This window comes from Variovorax sp. YR216 (assembly GCF_900107745.1).
GTDB lineage: Bacteria > Pseudomonadota > Gammaproteobacteria > Burkholderiales > Burkholderiaceae_C > Variovorax.
Map to the genome: position 1 here is coordinate 508,248 of NZ_FNRO01000003.1, position 21,041 is coordinate 529,288.

Here is a 21,041-nt window from a genome sequence, read left to right on the forward strand (position 1 = left end):
ACCCAAGGAAGGAGACACACCATGGCACTCACACGTCAGACCATGACCGACGAGCAGCGCAAGTCGGTGGCCCTCGAGTACCTCAAGGCCTATGACAACGGCGGCGTCACGTCCACCGGCGGATCGATCCTCGATCTGTTCGCGGATGACGCGCAGGTGTACTTCCCCAAATGGGGCCTCGCGAACGGCAAGGAGCAGATCGGCAAGCTGTTCGGCGAGGTCGGCAGCCGCGGCAAGTCCATCCGGCACGACTACGCGGGCTTCAACTGGATCATGACGCACACCGACCTCTTTGCCTGCGAAGGCACCAGCTACGGCGAACACGCCGACGGCCCATGGCGCGCCGGCGTGCCCGAGTGGGGCGCGGGCCGCTGGTGCGATGTGTTCGAGGTGCGCGACTGGCTGATCCAGCGCTGCTTCATCTATCTCGATCCCGACTACGCCGGCAAGGACACCAGCCGCTACCCCTGGCTTGCCGGCAAGACCCAATGACCCCAAGGACGCCATGAATCTCGCAGACATCCAGAAGGCCGCCGGCCTGAAGACACCCATCCGCCACCAGCTCTTCATCGGCGGCCGTTTCGTCGATGCCGAATCCGGCGAGACGCTCGCCACGCTGAACCCGCACGACAACTCCACCATCGCCGAGGTGGCGCTCGCCGGCAAGGCCGACGTGGACAAGGCGGTCGCGGCGGCCAGGCGCGCCTTTCCGGCGTGGAGCCGCATGGCGGCAGCCGATCGCGGGCGCATCCTGCTGAAGCTGGCCGACCTCATCGAAGCCAACGCCGAGGAGCTCGCGCGCCTCGAATCGCTGGATACCGGCCACCCCGTCCGCGATTCGCGCAAGCTCGACGTGCCGCGCACCGCCGCGTGCTTCCGCTATTTCGGCGGCATGGCCGACAAGTTCCAGGGCGAGACCATTCCGGTCGAGGCGGGCTTCCTCAACTACACGCTGCGCGAGCCGGTCGGCATCGTCGGCCAGGTGGTGCCGTGGAACTTCCCGCTGATGTTCACCAGCTGGAAGATGGGCCCGGCGCTTGCGGCCGGCAACTGCATCGTGATGAAGCCGGCGGAGATCACGCCGCTCAGCTCGCTCAAGATCGTCGAGCTGATGGCCGAGGCCGGCATGCCCGACGGCGTGGTCAACATGGTGCCGGGGCTCGGTCATGTGGTCGGGCAGTACATCGCCGAGCATCCGGAGATCGCGAAGATCGCCTTCACCGGCAGCACCGCGACCGGCAAGCGCGTGGTGGCGGCCAGCGCCGGCAACCTCAAGAAGGTGCAGCTCGAACTCGGCGGCAAGGGGCCGAACATCGTGTTCGAGGATGCCTTCCTGCCCGCTGCGGTCAATGGCAGCGCCTGGGCCATCTTCCACAACCAGGGGCAGGCCTGCATCGCGGGCTCGCGGCTGATGCTGCACGAGAAGATCGCCGACGAGTTCCTCGACAAGTTCCTGCCGCTTGCGAAGTCGATCCGTCTCGGCAACCCGCTCGATGATGCGACCGAGATGGGGCCGCTCACCAGCGCGCAGCATCAGGAGCGGGTGCTTAGCTACGTCGAAGTCGCGAAAGGCGAGGGCGGCGAGGTGCTCGCCGGCGGCAAGGCGCCGGGCGGCGAACTGCAACGTGGCTGCTATGTCGAGCCAACCATCGTGCGCGCCAGCTCGTACCGCGACCGCGTGGCGCAGGAAGAAGTCTTCGGCCCCTTCGTCACGGTGCTGACCTTCAAGAACGACGAGGAGGCGATGGAGATCGCCAACGGCACCGACTACGGCCTTGGCAGCGGCCTGTGGACCGCCAACCTGCCGCGCGCCCACCGCTTTGCGCGCGACCTGCGCGCGGGCATGGTCTGGATCAACAGCTACAAGCGCGTGAACCCCGGCTCGCCCTTCGGCGGCGTCGGCCAGAGCGGCTACGGCCGCGAGATGGGCTTCGATGCGATGCGCGAGTACACGCAGGTCAAGAGCGTTTGGGTGAACATCGACGCGCAGATTCCCCCCCACTTCGTTCGTTGAAGGACTCCCATGCGCGACTTCGTCTACACCAGCCACCCGCAACGCGTCGTCTTCGGCGCGGGCTCGCTCCAGCACCTGGCCCGCGAGATCGATGCGCTGGGTGCCCGGCGTGCGCTCGTGCTGTCGACGCCCGAGCAGCGCGGGCAGGCCGAGCGCGTGGCGCAGATGCTGGGCGCGCATGCGGCGGGCGTCTTCGATCGTGCCGTGATGCACGTGCCGATCGAGACTGCGCGTGAAGCACGAGAAGTCGCGAAGAAGCTCGGCGCGGACTGCGCAGTGGCGATCGGCGGCGGTTCGACCACCGGGCTCGGCAAGGCGATCGCGCTCGATTCGGGCCTGCCGATCCTCGCGATTCCCACCACCTACGCCGGCAGCGAGATGACGCCGATCTACGGCCTCACCGAAGCCGGCCTCAAGAAGACCGGCAAGGACCCGCGCGTGCTGCCGCGCACCGTGATCTACGACCCCGAGCTCTCGCGCAGCCTGCCGGTGGGATTGAGCGTGACCAGCGGCATCAACGCGATCGCGCATGCGGCCGAAGGGCTCTACGCGCAGGACAGCAATCCGGTGATGGACCTGATGGCGCAGGAAGGCATCGCCGCGATCGCGCGTGCGCTGCCGGTGATCCGCCAGCAGCCGGACGACATCGAGGCGCGCGCCGATGCGCTCTACGGCGCGTGGCTCTGCGGCACGGTGCTTGGCAGCGTCGGCATGGCACTGCACCACAAGCTATGCCACACGCTGGGCGGCAGCTTCAACCTGCCGCATGCCGAGGTGCACACGGTGGTGCTGCCGCACGCGATCGCGTTCAACGCCGAAGCCGCGCCGCGTGCGATGGAGCGCATCGCCAAGGCGCTCGGCGCATCCTCGGCGCCCGCGGGCCTTCAAGCGCTGGCGCGCGACAACGGCGCCCCGGTCGCGCTCAAGGACATCGGCATGAAGGCCGAGGACCTCGACCGCGCCGCCGACATCGCGGTGAGCAATCCCTACTGGAACCCCCGCCCCTTCGGGCCCGCCGAGCGCGATGCGATCCGTGCGCTGCTGCAGCGCGCCTTCGACGGCGATCCGCCGCGCTGAGCCGCGCGATTTCTTGTGCAGGAAGAGAAAGAACAGAAAAGGAGACGACCATGACATTGAATCGCAGGCAGTTCACCCAGGCCGCCGCCGCGCTGGCCGCCACCAGTGCCGTGCCGCATGCCTTCGCGGCCGACACCATCAAGATCGGCTACGTGTCGCCGCAGACCGGGCCGCTCGCGCCGTTCGGCGAGGCCGACAAGTGGGTCATCGACCAGATGAAGACCGCCTTCAAGGACGGCATCCCGATCGGCGGCAAGAAGTACGCGGTGCAGATCGTGCTCAAGGACAGCCAGTCCAACCCGAACCGGGCGGGCGAGGTCGCGAACGACCTCATCCTCAAGGACAAGGTCGCGCTGGTGCTCACGGCCGGGACGCCCGAGACCGCGAATCCGGTCAGCGATGCCTGCGAGCTCAACGAGCTGCCGTGCATCTCCAGCGTGGTGCCGTGGCAGCCGTGGTTCTTCGGCCGCAAGGGCGATCCGGCGAAGGGCTTCGACTGGACCTACCACCTCTTCTGGGGGCTGGAGGACGTCATCGCCAACTTCACCAACGGCTGGAAGACGGTGCCGACCAACAAGAAGGTCGGCGGCCTGTTCCCGAACGATGGCGACGGCAACGCCTGGGGCGACAAGGAGCTGGGCTTTCCGAAGCCGCTCACGCAAATGGGCTTCACGCTGCTCGATCCGGGGCGCTTCCAGAACGGCACGCAGGATTTCAGCGCGCAGATCGCGGCCTTCAAGAACGGCGGCGTGGAGATCGTCACCGGCGTGGTGATCCCGCCCGACGCGAAGACCTTCCTCACGCAGGCGCGGCAACAGGGCTTTCGGCCGAAGATCATCACGCTCGGCAAGGCGCTGCTGTTCCCGGGCGCGATCGAGGCGCTCGGCGATCTGGGTGATGGTCTATCGACCGAAGTGTGGTGGAGCCCGTCGCACCCGTTCACGTCGAGCCTGACGAAGCAGAGCGCGAAGTCGCTTTCCGAAGCCTATGAGGCCGGCGCGAAGAAGCAGTGGACGCAGCCGATCGGTTTTGCGCATGCGCTCTTCGAGGTGGCGGCCAATTCGCTCTCGCGCGCCAAGTCGACGAAGGCCGCGGATGTGCGCGACGCGGTGGCCGCGACCTCGCTCGACACCGTCGTCGGGCCGGTGAAGTGGGGCGGGCAGGGCCCGTTCAAGAACGTCAGCAAGACGCCGCTGGTGCTGGGCCAGTGGGGCAAGGGCAAGAAGTTCAAGTACGAGCTCACCATCGTGAGCAACGAGGCTGCGCCCAACATTCCGACCGGCGGCACCTTGCGCCCGATGCCGAGCTGAACCACGAGGAGCCGAAGCGATGCCCCTTCTCGCCCTCCATGCCGTGAGCAAGTCCTACGGCGCGCTCAAGGTCACCGACGACATCTCGCTCGCGGTAACCGAAGGCGAGACGCTGGGCATCCTCGGCCCCAACGGCGCGGGCAAGACCACGCTGTTCAACCTGATCTCGGGCGACGCGCGCGTGGACGCGGGTCGCGTGGAATACGAAGGCCACGACGTGACCGCGCTCAAACCGCACCAGCGCTGCCACGCGGGCATCGGCCGCAGCTACCAGGTGCCGCAGCCCTTCGGCAACATGACCGTGTTCGAGAACCTCGTGACCGCCGCGTGCTTCGGCGCGCAAGAGCGTGAGCAGGACGCCTGGCAGACCGCGCACGAAGTGCTCGCGCAGACCGGCCTCATGCCGCACGCCAACAAACCGGCCGGCGGGCTCACGCTGCTGGACCGCAAGCGCCTCGAACTCGCACGTGCACTTGCCACGCGGCCCAAGCTTCTGCTTCTCGACGAGATCGCGGGCGGACTCACCGAGCCCGAGGCGAAGCAACTCGTCGAGGAGTTGAAGCAGATCAAGGCGCGCGGCGTGACCATGATCTGGATCGAGCATGTGGTGCATGCCTTGCTCTCGCTGGCCGACCGGCTCTTCGTCATCAACTTCGGCCAGAAGCTCGCTGAAGGCGAGCCGCATGCGGTGATGAACGACCCCGAAGTGCGGCGCGTGTACATGGGGGTGGAGGCATGACCGCATTGCTCGCGACACAAGGGCTGAAGGCCTTCTACGGCGACGCACAGGCGCTTTTCGGCATCGACTTCTCGCTCTCGCAGGGCGAGGTGGTCGCGGTCATCGGCGCGAACGGCGCGGGCAAGTCGACCTTGCTCAAGTGCCTCACGGGGCTGGTGCGCGCACCGCGCGAGGCCATCCACTTCAAGGGCGAGGCCATCGGCGGCCTCCCGCCGGGCGACATCGTGCGTCGCGGGCTCGCAATGGTGCCGGAAGGCCGCCGTCTGTTCCCGAGCCTGAGCGTGGAAGAGAACCTGCAGATGGGCGGACTCACCGCGCGCAAGGGGCCGTGGAACCTGCAGCGCGTCTACGAGCTGTTCCCGATCCTGGCCGAGAAGCGCCAAAACCCCGGCACCGCGCTCTCGGGCGGCCAGCAGCAGATGGTCGCGCTCGGCCGTGCGCTGATGAGCAACCCCGAGGTGCTGCTGTGCGACGAGCTCTCGCTCGGCCTCGCGCCGATCGTGATCCATGAGATATACGCCGCGATGCCGACGCTGGTCCGTGAAGGCATGACGGTCGTGATCGTCGAACAGGACGTGACCATGGCGCAGCGCGTGTCGAAGCGCATCTACTGCCTGCAGGAAGGACGCGTATCGCTGCAGGGGCGCTCGGATGCGCTCACGCGCGAGCAGATTTCGCAGGCCTATTTCGGGCTGTGAGCGGGGAGTCATCGAAGTGCTTGAAACCATCGTCCAGGGCGTGCTGCTAGGCGGGCTCTACACGCTGTTCGCGCTCGGGCAGTCGCTGATGTTCGGCGTGATGCGCCTGACCAATACCGCGCAAGGGGACTTCATCATCCTCGGCGCCTTCGCGGTGATCGCGGGCACTACGCTCTTCGGCGACGCGCCGCTTCTCATCACGCTCGCGGTGCTGCCGGTGGCCTTCGGCTTCGGCTACGTGCTGCAACGATACGTGCTCAACGGCACGCTGGGCAAGGACCCGCTGCCCTCGCTGGTCGTGACCTTCGGGCTCTCGATCGTGATCCAGAACCTGCTGCTGGAGCTGTTCTCCGCCGACCCGCGCTCGATCGAGACCGGCGGGCTCAACACGCAGGGCCTGCACCTGGGCGAATCGCTGTCGGTGGGCGTGCTGCCGCTGATCGTGCTCGCGGTCGCGCTCGTGGCGACGGGCGGCCTGCAATGGCTGTTCGCGAACACCGCGCTCGGGCGTTCGTTCCGCGCGGTGTCGGACGACCGCGAGATCGCCGAGCTCATGGGTCTCAACGCGAAGAAGGTTTATGCGCTCGCGACCGCCATCGCCTTCGTGCTGATCGCCATCGCCGGCGCGCTGCAGGGCATGCGCACGACGGTGTCGCCTTCCGACGGCCCGCTGCTGCTGCTCTTTGCGTTCGAGGCCGTGATCATCGGCGGCATGGGCTCCTTCTGGGGAACGCTGGCCGGCGCGATGATCCTCGGAATTACGCAGCAGATCGGCTTCCGTCTCGATCCGGGCTGGGGCATCTGGGTCGGACATCTGGTGTTCCTGGGCGTGCTGGTGTTGCGGCCGCAGGGGCTTTTCCCCAAGACCGTGGGCTGAACGGACATGACCGGCAACTCCTCCTCGACCTCCTCGTCCCGCCCGCTGCGCAACGTGCTGTTCATCATGTGCGACCAGCTGCGCGCGGACTACCTCTCGTGCTATGGCCATCCGCGCCTGCTCACGCCGAACATCGATGCACTCGCGGCGCGTGGCGTTCGATTCGATCGCGCCTATGTGCAGGGCTCGGTCTGCGGGGCATCGCGCATGTCGACCTACACCGGGCGCTATGTCAGCACGCACGGCGCGATGTGGAACTTCGTGCCGCTCTCGGTCGGCCAGAAGACGCTTGGCGAGCATCTTCGGCCGCATGGCGTGCGGTGCGCGCTGGTGGGCAAGACACACGTGGAAGCTGACGTCGAAGGCGCGAAGCGGCTCGGCATCGATGTCACGCAAGGCGAAGGACGCCTCGCGATGGAAGGCGGCTTCGAGCCCTATGCGCGCGACGACGGCATCTGGCCACCGGGCTTCAAGGTCAGCGGCAATGCGTATTGCGACTGGCTGCGCGAGCGTGGCTATGTGTCGGACAACCCGTGGCACGACTTCGCGAACTCCGGTCGTGGGCCGAACGGAGAGATCCTCAGCGGCTGGCAGATGCGCTGGGCCGACAAGCCTGCGGCGATCGAGGAGCCTCACAGCGAGACACCCTACACGACCGACCGCGCGATCGACTTCATGAAGCAGGCCGGCGATACGCCGTGGGTGCTGCATCTGTCGTACATCAAGCCGCACTGGCCTTACGTCGTTCCTGCGCCGTACCACCACATGTACGGACCCGACGAGGTGCGGCCCGCCGTGCGCAGCGAAGCCGAGCGGCAGAACGCGCATCCGGTCCTCGAAGGATTCCGTCGCGACACCGCGAGCGAGAGCTTCAGCCGCGACGAAGTGCGTCGCACCGTGATCCCGACCTACATGGGCCTGGTCAAGCAGGTCGACGACCAGCTGGGCCGCCTGTTCGCCTTCATGCGCGAGCAGGGGCTGGACCGCGAGACGCTGATCGTCTTCACCAGCGACCACGGCGACTACCTCGGCGATCACTGGCTCGGCGAGAAGGAGCTGTTCCACGAACCGATCGTGCGCGTGCCGCTGATCGTGGCTGATCCGCGTGCCGAGGCGGATGCCTCGCGCGGCAGCGTCAGCGATGCGCTGGTGGAGTGCATCGACATCGTGCCGACGGTGCTCGAAGCGCTGGGCATCGAGCGGCCTTCGCAGTGGCTCGAAGGCGAATCGCTGCTGCCGCTGGTGCACGCGCATGAAGGTGCGAAAGGCAAGGACTTCGTCGTCTGCGAGAACAGCTACGCCTTCCGCGACGCGGTGCGTTTGCCGATCGGCCAGCCGGTCGACCGTTGCCACATGACGATGCTGCGTGACCGTCGGTGGAAGTTCGTTCACTTCGAGGACCTGCCGCCGATGCTGTTCGACCTGGAGGCCGATCCGCACGAGTTGGTCGATCTCGGACGCGACCCGGCGCACGCGGCGGTGCGCGAACAGATGCTCGCGCGTCTCTTCGCCTGGCTGCGCGCCCGCCACCGTTTTCCCACCATCGCGCCGGCCGCGATCGAGGCCTGGAACAGGCGCGAGCGAGAGGCCGGCATTCTCATCGGCGCGTGGTGAGCGCCGCGACGACAACCCACAACGGAGACTCCATGCGTTTCATTGCCAGACCCCTGACCGCCGCGCTCGCCGCCGCTGCGATGCTGCCGTTCGGCGCCGCGGCCGCCGATGCGGCGTGGCCGACCAAGCCGGTGCGCCTCGTGGTCGCCTTTCCGGCCGGCGCGCCGGGCGACATCGTTTCGCGCCTGATCCAGCCGAGCCTGCAGAAGGCTTTGGGCCAACCCGTGGTGGTCGATAACAAGCCCGGCGCCGGCGGCAACATCGGCATGCAGGAAGTGCTGCGCGCCAACGATTCGCACACGGTGCTGGTAGGGCCGGACACGATGCTCACCATCAACCCCCACCTCTACAAGAAGCTGAGTTTCAAGCCGATGGAGGACTTCGTGCCGGTGACGCAGCTCGCGAGCTTCAGCCAGGAGCTGGTCTGTCATCCCTCCGTCGGCGTGAAGACACTGCCGGAACTGCTCGCCGCCGCGAAGAAGACGCCGATGAGCTACGCCTCGGGCGGCCCCGGCGTGCCCGGCCACATGGCGATGGAGATGCTGCTTTCGACGACCGGCGCGAACATGCAGCATGTGGCCTATCGGGGGCCGAGCCCCGCGATGCAGGATGTGCTGGGCGGCACGGTGCCCTGCGGTTTCCTCGCGTCGCCGGTGGTCGGTCCGCTGATCAAGGACGGCAAGCTGGTACCGATCGTGGTGTCGGGCTCGAAGCGGCTCGCGAGCCAGCCTTCCGTGCCCACGGCCGCCGAGGCCGGCGCCAAGGGTTATGAGGCGAGCTTTGCCGAAATGATGGCGATGCCGCGCTCGACGCCGCCCGCGGTGGTCGACCGGCTGCAGGTCGAAGTGGCGAAGGCGCTGTCCGCGCCCGAGGTGCGAGAGCGCCTCGCGGCGCTGGACCTGGAGCCGCTCGCGAACACGCCCAAGGAGGCCGCGCAGCGCCTGCAGACCGAGAGCCAGCGCTGGGCCAAGGTGGCCGAGCGCACCAACCTGCAACTGGACTGAGCCTGCCATGACGCCGTCGCTTCCTTTCTCGGTCGAGCGCGCCACGGCCATGAGCCGTATGGCGGGCGTCGTCGGCGTCGTGCTTGCGCTGCTCGCCGCGAGCCTGCCGTTCTGGGGCGAATCGAGCTGGATGCGCGAGTTCGTCGAGATCGCCTGCTACTTCATCTTCGCGATGATGTGGAACCTGCTCGCGGGCTATGGCGGCATGGTGAGCATCGGTCAGCAGGCCTTCTTCGGCTTCGGGGGCTATGTGATGCTGATCCTCGGCAACTTCGCGGGGCTCAATCCGTTCGTCGCGATTCCGCTCGGCGCGCTCGCGGCGGGGCTGATCGCGGTGCCGGTGTCGTTCGTCGCGTTCCGCCTGTCGGGGGGCTATTTCGCGATCGGCACCTGGGTGATCGCGGAGGTGTTCAGGCTCAGCTTCGCCAACGTCTCGGCAGTGGGCGGCGGTTCGGGCACCACGCTGACCGCGCTGCGCGGCATCGAGAAAGCCACGCGCGAAAGCGTCACCTACTGGATGGCGTTGGCCTGCGTGGTCGCGGCCATCGCGCTGGTCTATCTGTTCCTGCGCAGCAAGCGCGGGCTCGCGCTGCTGGCGATCCGCGACAACGAGGTGGCGGCGGAGTCGCAGGGCATCCCGGTCGCGCGGATGAAGCTCGCGGTGTACGTGGTCGCGGCCTTCGGCGCGGGGCTGGCGGGTGCGCTCTACTTCGTCGGCAACCTGCGCATCAGCCCCGATGCAGCCTTCAGCGTCAACTGGACCGCGTTCGCGATCTTCATGGTGGTGATCGGCGGCATCGGGCGCATCGAGGGGCCGATCGTCGGCGCGGTCATCTTCTGGGCGCTCAACAAGTTCCTGAGCGACTACGGCACCTGGTATCTGCTCGGACTCGGCCTGCTTGCGATCGTGACCACCATCTTCTTCAAGCAGGGGCTGTGGGGCTTCGCTCAGCAGCGCTGGGGCTGGTCGCTCTTCCCGACGCAGCGGCGTCTGGTACTGCGCGAGGCAGCCCTGCCGAAGCGCGCCATCCCGGCGACCTCGTCGTCCAATGCATCCCACCTGGAGTTTCACGCCCATGCGAAACATCAATGAAGACACCATCACGCCCGCCGTGCTCGAGCGCATGGCGGAGTGCCCGAATCCTCGCCTCAAGGAGATCATGTCGGCGCTGGTGCGTCACATGCATGACTTCGCGCGCGAGGTGAAACTGACCGAGGCCGAATGGGCCGAGGGCATCGGGTTCCTGACCGCGACCGGGCAGAAGTGCACCGACAAGCGGCAGGAGTTCATCCTGCTGTCGGACACGCTGGGGCTCTCGATGCTCGTCGTCGCGCTCAATCACGCGAAGAGCGCGCAGGCCACCGAAGCGACCGTGTTCGGTCCGTTCCACGTGCCGGGCGCGCCGGAGCTCGCGCTGGGCGATGACATCTCGGGCGGCGCCAGGGGCGAGCCGTTGTTCGTCAACGCGACCGTGCGCGGACGCGACGGCGAGCCTGTCTCCAACGCCCAGGTCGACGTCTGGGAAGCCGATGCCGAAGGCTTCTACGACGTGCAGCGCGCCGGGCTCGACTGGCCACAGGGGCGCGCGGTGTTCCGCACCGATTCCGAGGGCCGCCTGTGGTTCCGTGGCGTGTTGCCGGTGGCCTATCCGATCCCGACCGACGGGCCGGTGGGTGTGATGCTCAAGGCCACGAAGCGGCATCCGTGGCGTCCGGCACATGTGCACTTCATGATCCAGGCGCCGGGCTACGAAACGCTGATCACGCATGTGTTCCGCGGCGACGATGCCTACCTCGACAGCGACGCGGTGTTCGGCGTGCGCAGTTCGCTGATCGGCAACTTCGAATCGCACCCCGGCGGCGTGGCGCCTGACGGCAGCGTGCAGGCAAGGCCTTTCCACACGCTGGCGTTCGATTTCGTGCTGGAGCCCAGTCCGACCTGATCGACGCCTGCTGGGCGGATCGCCATAATGGCCCGCATGCAGGAATCGCATCAGACCGCTGTTTCGAACGAGGTGCTGCTACCGCACGCGCCGCTGCACGACTATTACGGCGACGAAGCCGACCATCAGCGGTTCCTGCGTCGCATCTTCGACGACACCGCGCCCGACTACGACCGCATCGAGCGCGTGCTCGCGATGGGGTCGGGCCCCTGGTACCGGCGTTCGGCGCTGCAGCGTGCCGGGCTGGGCGAGGGCGCCGAGGTGCTTGACGTCGGCATCGGCACCGGCCTCGTCGCACGCGAGGCGCTCAAGCTGATCGGGCCGCAGGGCCGGCTCGTCGGTGTGGACCCGAGCCCCGGCATGATGGGCGAGGTGTCGCTGCCCGGCGTGGAACTGGTGCAGGGCCGTGCCGAATCGATTCCGCGTCCCGACGCGAGCTGCGACTTCGTCAGCATGGGCTACGCGTTGCGGCACATCTCCGACGTGCATTCGGCTTTCGCGGAGTTCTTCCGTGTGTTGCGTCCGGGCGGTCGGCTGGTGGTGCTCGAAATCACCAAGCCGGCAGGCCGCGTCGGCACGGCGGTGCTCAAGGCCTACATGCGCACCGTGGTGCCGGTGATCGCCAAGGTGGTGGCGCATCGGCACGATACGGCGGAACTCTGGCGCTACTACTGGGACACGATCGAGGCGTGCATCGTTCCGAACCTTGTGCTCGAGGCACTGCGCGATGCAGGCTTCGAGCAGGTGAACCGCCACACCGAGCTAGGCGTCTTCTCGGAGTACACGGCGGTCAAGCCAGTCTGAGCGCCGTAGCCCGGCACCGCCCCTGCGCTCCTCCGGTCCACGGCCTTCAGCGGCGCCGCTTGCCCTTGACAGACTGCGCGCCGGGTGCATTGGTATCCGACGGACCTGCCGCGCCGTCGACAGCCAGGCGACCGCCGCCGCCAAGTCCTTGCCCGTCCACCGTTTGCGCCTTGTATTCCCGCAGTGAACGAACCATCTGGTTGAAGGAGTCCATGAAGGCTGCTGCGATCACCTTGCCCTGTGGCGTGTTGACGTAGCCGCCGATCCGGCCGGCCGCGCTTGCGCCGCCAAGCGCGCCAAGACCGGCGAAGTCGGTCTTGGACGCACTGCCCTCGGCAGCAGCGATTTGGACACCCGAGCGCTGATCGACCAGCGTTAGCAGCGTGGAGGCTTCCTTGGTCTTGAGGGAGCCACCGACTCTTCCGATCATGCTGCCGTAGCGCCCCCCGACCAAGCCGCCGAGCGCCGCACCCATCTCGCCAGCGTCGCTGTTGCTAAAGACAATCTCGGGCGACAGTCCGTAATCGGCAGCGACCAACTGGCCTTTGCCGTAGTTGCTGCCTTTGCGCATCTCGCCGGATTCCATCAGTGCTCGCTCGCGGCCCATGGCATTCATGCCGGCAGCGCCACGTTCGACCACCACGAAGCAGTTGGACTGCTGCACGAGGAGCCGCAGGAGGGTGGCCGTCGGCGGCAGCTTGTATTCGTCGCGTAGGACCGTGTACCAACCGGCCGACTGGTTTTCAGTCAGCGACACCGTGCCGAGCGGTGAACTGCATCGTTCGAGCTGGCTGTTTGCGTCGGCAGTGGCCGTGCCCGCGGCGCTTCCGGTGGCGACCGTCTTGGCGCCCTGGCTTCCGAGTTGCATGTCGGTGGTCTGGCACCCGGCCAGTGCGAAGAGGCCTGCCAAGGCGGCGGCCGCGAGGGGAAGTCGTGTGAAAGTCATGGTCATGCGAGATGGATCGCCCGACGTTCTCGGCCACTGCGGCCAAGCACGTTGAAGCGTGGTGGTACGAGTCCGGCGACGGAGCTCTGGAGCCGTCGGCGCCCAGACCAGAGTGGGCGATCCTAGGCAGGGGGAAGGCTGTTGGGCATTGAGAACAATCTGAAATTGCCGCTATGCCTCGGTGCAGCCACACATCGGGCGACCATCGGTCAGTTGACCGATGCTTGTCGAAGACTTCCTGGGCGAGAAGAGCCGATGCGCCACACCGAACTCGGCATCTTCTCCGAGTACACGGCCGTTCGGCCGGCCTGAAGTTCAGGGCATCAGCGCAATGATCTTCTTGATCTCGTCCGCGGAGTAGGCGAGCAGCGTCTGCGAACGCACGTTGCCGAGCGAACCGACACTGAGCAGCGTGGCCATGGCCGCCTGATCGGTGCCTTCGGTCACGAGCACCAGGTCGTAGGAGCCCGAGGTCCAGTACATGCTCTTCACGGTGAGGCCCAGCTTGGTGGCCAGTCCCTTGAAGGCTTCGGCGCGGTTCGGCGATTCCTTCACATTGCGGATGCCCTGGTCGGTGAAGTTGACGAGCGAGATGAAAGTGGCCATGGTGCTGCCCTCGTTGCAGTGAATGCCCGGTCGCCGCGGCTGCGGCACGGGCCGGTGGAGGGGATGAGCTCGGGCCGCGGTCCCCGGATGCAAGCGGTTGGCTGACCTGACGGGTGGCTGCGCATCGCGTCTCGTGATGCGCCGGCAGATGAGGGGCAACAAGTCTAGACCTGCGGCAGTCGCCGCGCCAGACTTTCAGCGAAGCGTCACAAGGGTGGGACAGTCGACCTTGGCGAGCGCCTGGAGTTCGCTGCGATGCGGGATCGACGCCTGCGCGCCCGCGCGCGTCACGCACAGCGCCGCGGCCTGGATGCCGATGGCGATGCCGGCATCCATGCTTTCGCCTCGCGCGAGTGCGGCGCAGAGTGCGCCGATGAAGGTGTCGCCCGCGGCCGTGGTGTCGACCGCGTGCACTTTCAGCGCGCCGAAGTGGCGGCAGCCCGAGGCGTCGCAGACCACGACGCCTTCGCCGCCCATCGTGAGGATCACCTGTGGCGGTCCGCGTCGATGCAGCGCGTCGGCGGCGCGTGCGGCGCTGGCGACGTCGTGGACCGCCAGGCCGCACAGGAGCGCGGCTTCGGTCTCGTTCAGCACCAGCAGGTCGAGCAGGCCCCACATCGCGTCAGGCAGGCTTTGGGCCGGTGCCGGATTCAGCACCACGGTGCAACCCTTCGCGTGTGCGAGCGTCGCGGCCTTCAGCACGGCTTCCATCGGCACTTCGAGCTGCAGCAACAGCAGCCGCGCGGACGCGAGGTCGTCTTCCAGCCGCGCAATGTCTTCGTCGCCCACGAAGGCGTTGGCGCCCGGGATGAGCGAGATGCGGTTCTGCGCGCTGTCGTCGACCATGATCAGCGCCACGCCGGTCGATGCGGGCGCCGTCGCCACGTGCCCCGTTTCGATGGCATCGGCCGCGAGCGACGCCTTCAGTGCGTGGCCGAACGAATCGTCGCCCACGCGCCCGACCATCGCGACACCGGCGCCTTGCCGCGCACACGCCACGGCCTGGTTCGCGCCCTTGCCGCCCGGGTTGGTCATGAAGCTGTGCGCCTGCAGGGTTTCGCCGGCGTCGGGAACGCGCGGCACACGGACCACCAGGTCCATGTTGAGGCTGCCGAAGACGGCGATATCAGGCATGGTGCGCACCCTGCTTAGGCTTCGGCGTCCATCGCGTGGAGTTTTTCGACGCGGCGCCGGAAGTCCTCGTCCTCGCTCGCGAAGCGGGCATCCAGGTACGCCGTGATCAGGTCCGTCGCCAGCCAGGGCCCCACGATCTGGGCGCCCAGGCACATGACGTTCACGTCGTCGTGCTCGACCGACTGGTGGGCCGAGTGGACGTCGTGGCAGACCGCCGCGCGGATGCCCTTCATCTTGTTGGCGGCGATCGACGCGCCCACGCCGGTGCCGCACACCATGATGCCGCGCTCTACATCGCCGGCCACGATCTTCGCCGCCACGGCGCGTGCGATGTCGGGAAAGTCGACCGGCTGGTCGTCATGGCTGCCGACGTCGATGACCTCGTGGCCGAGCTTCCTGATGTGGTCGACCACGACGCCTTTCAGCATCCAGCCTGCGTGGTCCGATCCGATGACGAGACGCATGGGTTCTTCTTTCTTTCTCTTGTGATGGAGTTCAGGGGAGCATGCTCGCCGGCAGGTCGCTGCCGTGGTACTTCTTGTAGATGGCGTTGAGCTTGCCATTCTTGAGGTTGGCCGTCACCCACTCGTTGAGCTTGGCGACCATGCGCTCCTCGCCCTTCTTCACGCCGATGGCGAGGTCGAGGTTGCGCAGCACGATCTTCTGCTCGAAGGGCCGTTGCGGGTTCTTTGCCGTGATCTGGTTCATGATCGTCACCGAAGTGGAGACGATATCGGCCTGGCCGCTGACGCCGGCGGTGACCATGGTCGCGTCGTCGTCATAGCGCACGACCTTGAAGTCCTTGTCCTTCGCCATGGCGGTGAGCTCGGTGTCCTGCGTGGTGCCGCGCGTCACGGTGACGGATTGGCCCTTGAGGTCGGCCCAGTCCTTGATCGGCAGGTCCTTGCGCGCGCCGATCATGGAGACGAGGGCTGCGTAGGGCTTCGAGAAGTCGATGACCTTCTGGCGCTCCGGCGTCACCGAGAGGGTCGACACCACGATGTCCGCCTTGCCGGTCTGCAGGTTCGGGATGCGGGTCGCGCCGGTGGTCTGCACGAATTCGAGCTCCAGGCCCCAGTCCTTGGCCAGCAGCTGCGCCGTCTCGACATCGGAGCCGACCGGCTTGAGGTCCTTGTCGAGCATGCCCGACGGCGGGATCGAGAAGTCGGTGGCGATGCGGATCTTCTTCGCCTTCATCACGTCGTCGAGCAGGTCGGCGTGGGCTGCGCTTGCGAGGGTCAGGCAGGCGGCTGCCAACAGGGTCAGAAGGGAACGGTGCGCTTTCATCAGGTATGTCTCCTTGGTCTTTGGGAATGCTCGGGAAAGCCAGCCTAGAGGTCGCTGGCGACGAATTGCCGCAACTCGGCGGTCCGGGGTTCGGAAAGAATCTCGGGGCCGCCACGCTCCCAGACCTTGCCCTTGTGCATGAACACGATCTGGTCCGCGACCTTGCGCGCGAAGGCCATCTCGTGCGTGACCATGACCATCGTCATGCCGCCGGCTGCGAGGTCTTCGATCACGCGCAGCACTTCGCCCGTGAGTTCGGGGTCGAGCGCCGAGGTCACTTCGTCGAACAGCATCACCTTGGGCTGCATCGCGAGCGATCGTGCGATGGCCACGCGCTGCTGCTGGCCGCCCGAGAGCTGCTCGGGGTAGTACGAGGCTTTGTCCGACAGGCCGACCTTGGCGAGCACGTCGAGTGCGATGGATTTCGCCTCGGCCTTGGACAGCCCCTTGGCAGAGCGCGGCGCGAGCGTGATGTTCTGCTCGATGGTGAGGTGCGGAAAGAGGTTGTAGCTCTGGAAGACGATGCCGACGTCGAGCCGCAGGGCCTTCAGGTCGATGTCCGGTGCATCCACGCGGTGACCGCAGACGACGATCTCTCCGCTGTCGATGCGTTCGAGGCGATCGATGCAGCGCAGCGCCGTGCTCTTGCCTGAGCCGCTGCGGCCGATGATCGCCGTGACCTGGCCGCGATCGACCTCGAAGCCGACGCCCTGCAGGACCTTCAGGCTGCCGAAACTCTTGTGCACGTCGCGCAGGCGAACCACCGGCGACGATGCGCCGTCAGGATTGGGAGAGGAGGGGTTCATGGGACGAAAGGGAAGTCGCCGCGGCGCGCGAAGGGGCGGCACGCCGGCTTTCGAGGCGGCGGCTCCAGACGGACAGCGGATAGCAGATCGCGAAGTAGATCGCCGCGATCACGAGGTAGACGATGAAGGGCTCGAAGATCGAGTTGTTGATGATCTGGCCCGAGCGCGCAAGTTCGACGAAACCGACCACCGAGGCGAGCGAGGTGTTCTTGATGATCTGCACCATGAACCCGACCGTGGGTGGCGTCGCGAGCCGGACCGCCTGCGGCAGCACGACCTTGAACATGCGCTGCGTCTTGCTGAGCGCGAGGCACTCTGCCGCCTCCCACTGCGGTCGCGGCACCGCCTGGATCGCGGCGCGCCAGATCTCGCCCAGGTAGGCCGACACATAGATCGTGAGCGAGGCGCCCGCGGCCAGCAGCGCCGAGACCTTGATGCCCAGCGTCGGCAGGCCGAAGTAGGCGAGGAACATGATCACCAGCAAGGGCGAGCCTTGCACGAGTTGCACCCACAGGCCGGAACCGATGCGCACCGCGCGGCTTGGCGAGACGCGCGCCAGCGCCACGACGAAGGCCGCCAGCCCGCCCCCGATGAAGGCGATCAGCGAGAGCGCCAGCGTCCACATCGCCCCCTGCAGGAGGAAGGTGAAGTGGTTGGCGTTGAAGGCGGTCGAGAGCATCACAGGGCGGTGCCGAGCCGGCGCCGGCGCGGGAACAGGAGGGCGCCCAGGCCCCAGAAGCCGAGTCGCATGAGCAGCGACAGCACGATGTAGCCGGCGCCGATGATGAGGAAGGTCTCGAACGGACGATAGGTGTCGGACTGCACGTGGTTGGCGACAGCGGTGAGTTCTTCGACCGAGATCTGCGAGCAGATCGACGAGGCCAGCATCAGCAGCACGAACTGGCTGGTGAGCGCGGGGTAGACGCGCTCCATGGCCGGGAACAGCACCACATGCCAGTACACCTGCAGCCGCGACAGGCCGAGGCATTCGGCGGCCTCGAGCTGGCTGCGGTTCACCGAATCGAAGCCGGCGCGCATGATCTCGGTCGCGTAGGCGCCGGCGTTGACGGCGAGCGCGATCACCGCGACCGTGAAGGCCGGCAGTTTCAGGCCCAGGCTCGACAGGCCGAAGTACACGAGGAAGATCTGCACCAGAAGCGGCGTGTTGCGGATGAGCTCCACATAGCCGCCGCAGAGGCGGGACAGCACGGCATGGCGGCTGCGTCGCCCGACGGCGCAAAGGGTGCCGATCGCGAAGCCGGAGATCGTGGCGACGAGTGCCAGCCGGATCGTGAGCCAGGCGCCGTCGACGAACAGCGGCCAGCGCTCGAGCACCGACCCGAAGTCCAGTTCCATCACGCGAGTTCCTTGCGCTCCGGTGGGCGGCCGCGCGCGGCCGGGTCGGCGGCGGCCTTGCGGCGGTATTCGTCGCCGATGCTGAAATGCTTGCGCAGCACCTGGTCTGCACGGTCCTCGTCGCGCGCGATGAGTGCCTGGAAGATGCGGGCGTGGTCCTCGACCAGGTATTGCTTGATGGCCGGATCGCCGCCCACGACGTCGCGGCGTTCGTGATGCGAGCGCAGCAGCAATGTCGACATCGCCGCGTAGAGCTGCAACAGCGTCTCGGAGCGGCTCGCGCGCACCAGCGCGGAATGGAATTCGTAGTCGGCGCGGCTGCCTTCCTCGGAATCGTTCACCGTCGCCTCGATATGGTCCACCGCCGCGGCGATGCGTTCCAGGTCGCTGGTGGTGGCGTGGCGACACGCCAGCCGGGCCGCCTGGACCTCGATCGCGATGCGGGCCTGCATGACGTCATCGACGATGTCGGCCTGTTGCGCCATCGAGAACGCGAAGAAGTCGCCGAGCACCGAGACATCCGGCTTGCGCACCACCGTGCCGACCCGCTCGCGGATCTCCACCACCCCCATCATCGACAGCGCGCGGAGCGCCTCGCGAACGATGGGGCGGCTCACGCCGAGCTGCGCGGCGAGCTCGCGTTCGGGGATCAGGCGGTCGCCGGACTGGATGCTTCCTTCGAGCAGGCGGTCGCGCAAGAAGGCGAACACCTTCGAAAAGCCCGATCCCTCGGCCTCGGCCACGCGGGTGATCAGCGGTTGCTGCGTCCGTGTTGTCATGCCGTGGTTTTATCAGTGGTCTGACCAGAAGCGCAGGGGGATTTCCCTCTAGTGGTTAACCCCTATCAAGAACGAATCATTTGGGCTGACTTGCGTCAGGGAGTTCAGGTCGCGTAACGTTCTGTAACTTCAGATTTGCGATTTTTCCGCCCCATGCTCACGAAACGCCGCCTCCTGCAAACCATGGCTGCGGCCCTCTGCACTTCAGGTGCGTGGGCCCAGGATCCGTCGCGCTCGCGCGCCGCAGCGCGCCCCGCGGCCGGGCCCGGCGTCTGGCCGACCAAGCCGGTGCGGCTCCTGGTCGGGTTTCCGGCGGGCGCCTCGCCGGACCTCGCAGCCCGTGCCATTGCGGAGCCTCTTTCCAAGCTGCTGGGGCAACCTGTGACCGTCGAGAACCGTCCCGGTTCGAGCGGCAACCTCGCGGCCGACCAAGTCGCGAAGGCGCAGGACGACCACACCATCGGCGCATTGATCAACGGCAATCTCACTATCGCGAGGCTGCTCAATCCGAACACGCCGTTCGACCCCGAGAAGGACTTTTCGCCGGTCGGCCTGATCGGCACCGCGCCGCTGGTGCTCGCGGTGTCGGGCGACGCCGTGGGCGCCCATCCTGAAGAGCTGCTGCTCTGGGCGCGCAATCTCGGCGACTCGGGCGAGTACGGCACGCCCGGCGTCGGAACCGTCGGCCACCTCGGCATGGAGCTGCTGAAGACCCGCACCAGCATCCGCGCGCGGCACGTGCCCTTCACCGGCAACCCGCAGGTCATCGAGGCGATGCTCGCCGGCAAGATCCAGCTTGCGCTGCTGCCGCCCGGATTGGCCAAGCCGCATGTGAAGTCGGGCAAGCTCAAGGCCGTGGGCGTGACCTCGCCGGAACGCAGTCCGCTCTTCGGCGAACTGCCGACGCTGCGCGAGGCCAATGTGCGCGGCGCCGATCTCGAGATATGGACCGCGATCGCCGCGCCCGCGAGCCTGCCGCAGACGGCGGTCGCCAGGCTCAATGCCGCGCTGGTGGAGGTCGTCCATTCCGCCGACGTCCAGCAGCGCCTGCTGGCCGGCGGCTGGCAGGCGAATGCGGGCACCCCACAGTCGCTGGCCTACCGCATGCGCACCGACACCACCCAGCTCGGCGGCGTGATCCTGATGCGAGGCATTCGCTCGGACGCCTGAGCGCCGCCGCTACAGCAGGCGCGAAATCGTCCGCGCCGAATCCAGCAGTGCGGGCAGCATCGTCTCCTGCATCACCTTCGCGCTGGTGCGGTTGGCCTGCCCGCTGATGTTGAGCGCCGCGACCGCGCGGCCGGCGCGATCGACGATCGGTGCCGCGATCGAGATCAATCCTTCCTCGAGCTCCTGGTTGACCAGGCACCAGCCGTTCCGGCGCGCCTGCATCACCTTGGCGAAGAGCGCGTCGAGGTCGGTCACCGTGTGCTTGGTGAAGGCCTCGCGCGTCGACGTCGACAGCCGTTCGCGGATCTCGTCATCTTCGAGGTCGGCCAGCAGCAACCGGCCCATCGAGGTGCAATAGGCCGGCAGGCGCGAACCCACGCCGAGGCTGATGCGCATGATCTTGTGCGTCGGCACGCGCAGCACATAGACGATGTCGGTCGCGTCGAGCACGGCGGCCGAGCACGATTCACGCACCTGCTGCACCAGCGCTTCCATGACGGGCTCGGCGCGGTCCCAGATCGGCATCGACGACAGGTACGCAAACCCCAGGTCGAGGATGCGCGGCGTGAGGCTGAAGAGCTTTCCGTCCGATGCCACATAACCCAGCGTCTGCAGCGTGAGCAGGATGCGGCGTGCGCCCGCCCGCGTGAGGCCGCTCGCAGCCGCGACCTCGGTGAGCGTCTGGCGCGGCGCGGTGGCGCTGAAGGAGCGGATCACCCGCAGCCCGCGCGCGAAGGACTGCACGTAGCTGTCGCCGGGTGCGGGTGCAACGGGGTGTTTCTTGTGGGTTGCCATGGGGGGTGATCCTGCCTAGAATTCATTATAAGAACAAGTGTTCGTATAGCGAACAAATCGACGACATCCCGAACCAGCCCGT

General features: G+C 67.1%; 23 protein-coding genes. 13 read left to right on the plus strand and 10 right to left on the minus strand.

The window, feature by feature from the left end; genetic code table 11:
* The first annotated feature begins 21 nt into the window (after positions 1-21).
* The 12 genes from BLW05_RS12270 to BLW05_RS12325 are packed head-to-tail and all read left to right on the plus strand — an operon-like array spanning position 22 to position 12,080.
* Positions 22-492 carry a nuclear transport factor 2 family protein gene (locus BLW05_RS12270; RefSeq protein WP_093162830.1) on the plus strand — a complete coding sequence of 157 codons (471 nt, stop codon included), beginning with the start codon at positions 22-24 and terminating at the stop codon, positions 490-492.
* A 58-nt stretch (positions 493-550) separates the two neighbouring features.
* The gene (locus tag BLW05_RS12275; RefSeq protein WP_093163171.1) at positions 551-2,014 is read left to right on the plus strand and encodes an aldehyde dehydrogenase family protein; all 1,464 of its coding nucleotides are present in this window, start codon (positions 551-553) and stop codon (positions 2,012-2,014) included.
* Between the two features lie 9 nt (positions 2,015-2,023).
* Positions 2,024-3,091 carry a maleylacetate reductase gene (locus BLW05_RS12280; RefSeq protein WP_093162831.1) on the plus strand — a complete coding sequence of 356 codons (1,068 nt, stop codon included), beginning with the start codon at positions 2,024-2,026 and terminating at the stop codon, positions 3,089-3,091.
* Between the two features lie 50 nt (positions 3,092-3,141).
* Entirely contained in the window at positions 3,142-4,401 is a 1,260-nt protein-coding gene (locus BLW05_RS12285; RefSeq protein WP_093162833.1) for an ABC transporter substrate-binding protein, read from the plus strand.
* A 19-nt stretch (positions 4,402-4,420) separates the two neighbouring features.
* The gene (locus BLW05_RS12290) at positions 4,421-5,140 is read left to right on the plus strand and encodes an ABC transporter ATP-binding protein (protein WP_093162834.1); all 720 of its coding nucleotides are present in this window, start codon (positions 4,421-4,423) and stop codon (positions 5,138-5,140) included.
* Positions 5,137-5,838: an ABC transporter ATP-binding protein gene (locus tag BLW05_RS12295; protein WP_093162836.1), complete on the plus strand. Its 702-nt coding sequence runs from the start codon at positions 5,137-5,139 to the stop codon at positions 5,836-5,838. The genes BLW05_RS12290 and BLW05_RS12295 overlap by 4 nt, the downstream gene beginning before the upstream one ends.
* A gap of 16 nt (positions 5,839-5,854) precedes the next feature.
* Positions 5,855-6,715 (plus strand): branched-chain amino acid ABC transporter permease, encoded by an 861-nt coding sequence (locus BLW05_RS12300; protein ID WP_093162837.1) that lies wholly within the window; start codon positions 5,855-5,857, stop codon positions 6,713-6,715.
* A 6-nt stretch (positions 6,716-6,721) separates the two neighbouring features.
* Positions 6,722-8,329 (plus strand): alkaline phosphatase family protein, encoded by a 1,608-nt coding sequence (locus BLW05_RS12305; RefSeq protein WP_093162838.1) that lies wholly within the window; start codon positions 6,722-6,724, stop codon positions 8,327-8,329.
* Positions 8,330-8,361: 32 nt separating this feature from the next.
* Positions 8,362-9,333, plus strand: coding sequence for a Bug family tripartite tricarboxylate transporter substrate binding protein (locus BLW05_RS12310; protein WP_093162840.1), 972 nt, complete (start codon positions 8,362-8,364; stop codon positions 9,331-9,333).
* Positions 9,334-9,340: 7 nt separating this feature from the next.
* Positions 9,341-10,426 carry a branched-chain amino acid ABC transporter permease gene (locus BLW05_RS12315; RefSeq protein WP_177142631.1) on the plus strand — a complete coding sequence of 362 codons (1,086 nt, stop codon included), beginning with the start codon at positions 9,341-9,343 and terminating at the stop codon, positions 10,424-10,426.
* Complete coding sequence (locus BLW05_RS12320) at positions 10,410-11,276, plus strand: intradiol ring-cleavage dioxygenase (RefSeq protein WP_093162841.1); 867 nt, start codon at positions 10,410-10,412, stop codon at positions 11,274-11,276. Before BLW05_RS12315 ends, BLW05_RS12320 begins: the two co-directional genes overlap by 17 nt.
* 36 nt (positions 11,277-11,312) lie before the next feature.
* Positions 11,313-12,080 carry a class I SAM-dependent methyltransferase gene (locus BLW05_RS12325; RefSeq protein ID WP_093163175.1) on the plus strand — a complete coding sequence of 256 codons (768 nt, stop codon included), beginning with the start codon at positions 11,313-11,315 and terminating at the stop codon, positions 12,078-12,080.
* 46 nt (positions 12,081-12,126) lie between these two features.
* Here the strand turns inward: BLW05_RS12325 and BLW05_RS12330 are convergent, their stop codons facing one another.
* From BLW05_RS12330 to BLW05_RS12370, 9 genes are all read right to left on the minus strand, one after another.
* Positions 12,127-13,026 carry a CsgG/HfaB family protein gene (locus BLW05_RS12330; RefSeq protein ID WP_093162843.1) on the minus strand — a complete coding sequence of 300 codons (900 nt, stop codon included), beginning with the start codon at positions 13,024-13,026 and terminating at the stop codon, positions 12,127-12,129.
* A 315-nt stretch (positions 13,027-13,341) separates the two neighbouring features.
* The gene (locus BLW05_RS12335) at positions 13,342-13,632 is read right to left on the minus strand and encodes a GYD domain-containing protein (protein WP_093162844.1); all 291 of its coding nucleotides are present in this window, start codon (positions 13,630-13,632) and stop codon (positions 13,342-13,344) included.
* 195 nt (positions 13,633-13,827) lie between these two features.
* Entirely contained in the window at positions 13,828-14,766 is a 939-nt protein-coding gene (gene rbsK / locus BLW05_RS12340) for a ribokinase (protein ID WP_093162845.1), read from the minus strand.
* 14 nt (positions 14,767-14,780) lie between these two features.
* Positions 14,781-15,230 (minus strand): ribose 5-phosphate isomerase B, encoded by a 450-nt coding sequence (rpiB, locus tag BLW05_RS12345; protein ID WP_093162847.1) that lies wholly within the window; start codon positions 15,228-15,230, stop codon positions 14,781-14,783.
* Positions 15,231-15,261: 31 nt separating this feature from the next.
* Positions 15,262-16,053, minus strand: a complete 792-nt coding sequence (locus tag BLW05_RS12350) for a transporter substrate-binding domain-containing protein (RefSeq protein WP_093162848.1) — start codon at positions 16,051-16,053, stop codon at positions 15,262-15,264.
* 44 nt (positions 16,054-16,097) lie between these two features.
* A complete protein-coding gene (locus BLW05_RS12355; RefSeq protein WP_093162850.1) occupies positions 16,098-16,859 on the minus strand; it encodes an amino acid ABC transporter ATP-binding protein in 762 nt (253 codons plus the stop codon).
* Positions 16,834-17,538, minus strand: coding sequence for an amino acid ABC transporter permease (locus tag BLW05_RS12360; protein WP_093162851.1), 705 nt, complete (start codon positions 17,536-17,538; stop codon positions 16,834-16,836). Before BLW05_RS12360 ends, BLW05_RS12355 begins: the two co-directional genes overlap by 26 nt.
* The gene (locus tag BLW05_RS12365) at positions 17,538-18,215 is read right to left on the minus strand and encodes an amino acid ABC transporter permease (RefSeq protein ID WP_093162853.1); all 678 of its coding nucleotides are present in this window, start codon (positions 18,213-18,215) and stop codon (positions 17,538-17,540) included. Before BLW05_RS12365 ends, BLW05_RS12360 begins: the two co-directional genes overlap by 1 nt.
* Positions 18,215-18,994 carry a FadR/GntR family transcriptional regulator gene (locus BLW05_RS12370; protein ID WP_093162854.1) on the minus strand — a complete coding sequence of 260 codons (780 nt, stop codon included), beginning with the start codon at positions 18,992-18,994 and terminating at the stop codon, positions 18,215-18,217. The genes BLW05_RS12365 and BLW05_RS12370 overlap by 1 nt, the downstream gene beginning before the upstream one ends.
* 153 nt (positions 18,995-19,147) lie before the next feature.
* On the opposite strand from BLW05_RS12370, the gene BLW05_RS12375 reads away from it, so the two are divergent.
* On the plus strand, positions 19,148-20,164 hold the full coding sequence (locus tag BLW05_RS12375; RefSeq protein WP_093162856.1) for a Bug family tripartite tricarboxylate transporter substrate binding protein: 1,017 nt from the start codon (positions 19,148-19,150) through the stop codon (positions 20,162-20,164).
* A 9-nt stretch (positions 20,165-20,173) separates the two neighbouring features.
* Here BLW05_RS12375 and BLW05_RS12380 read toward each other — a convergent pair whose 3' ends face one another.
* Positions 20,174-20,959: an IclR family transcriptional regulator domain-containing protein gene (locus BLW05_RS12380; protein ID WP_093162858.1), complete on the minus strand. Its 786-nt coding sequence runs from the start codon at positions 20,957-20,959 to the stop codon at positions 20,174-20,176.
* Positions 20,960-21,041 lie beyond the last annotated feature (82 nt).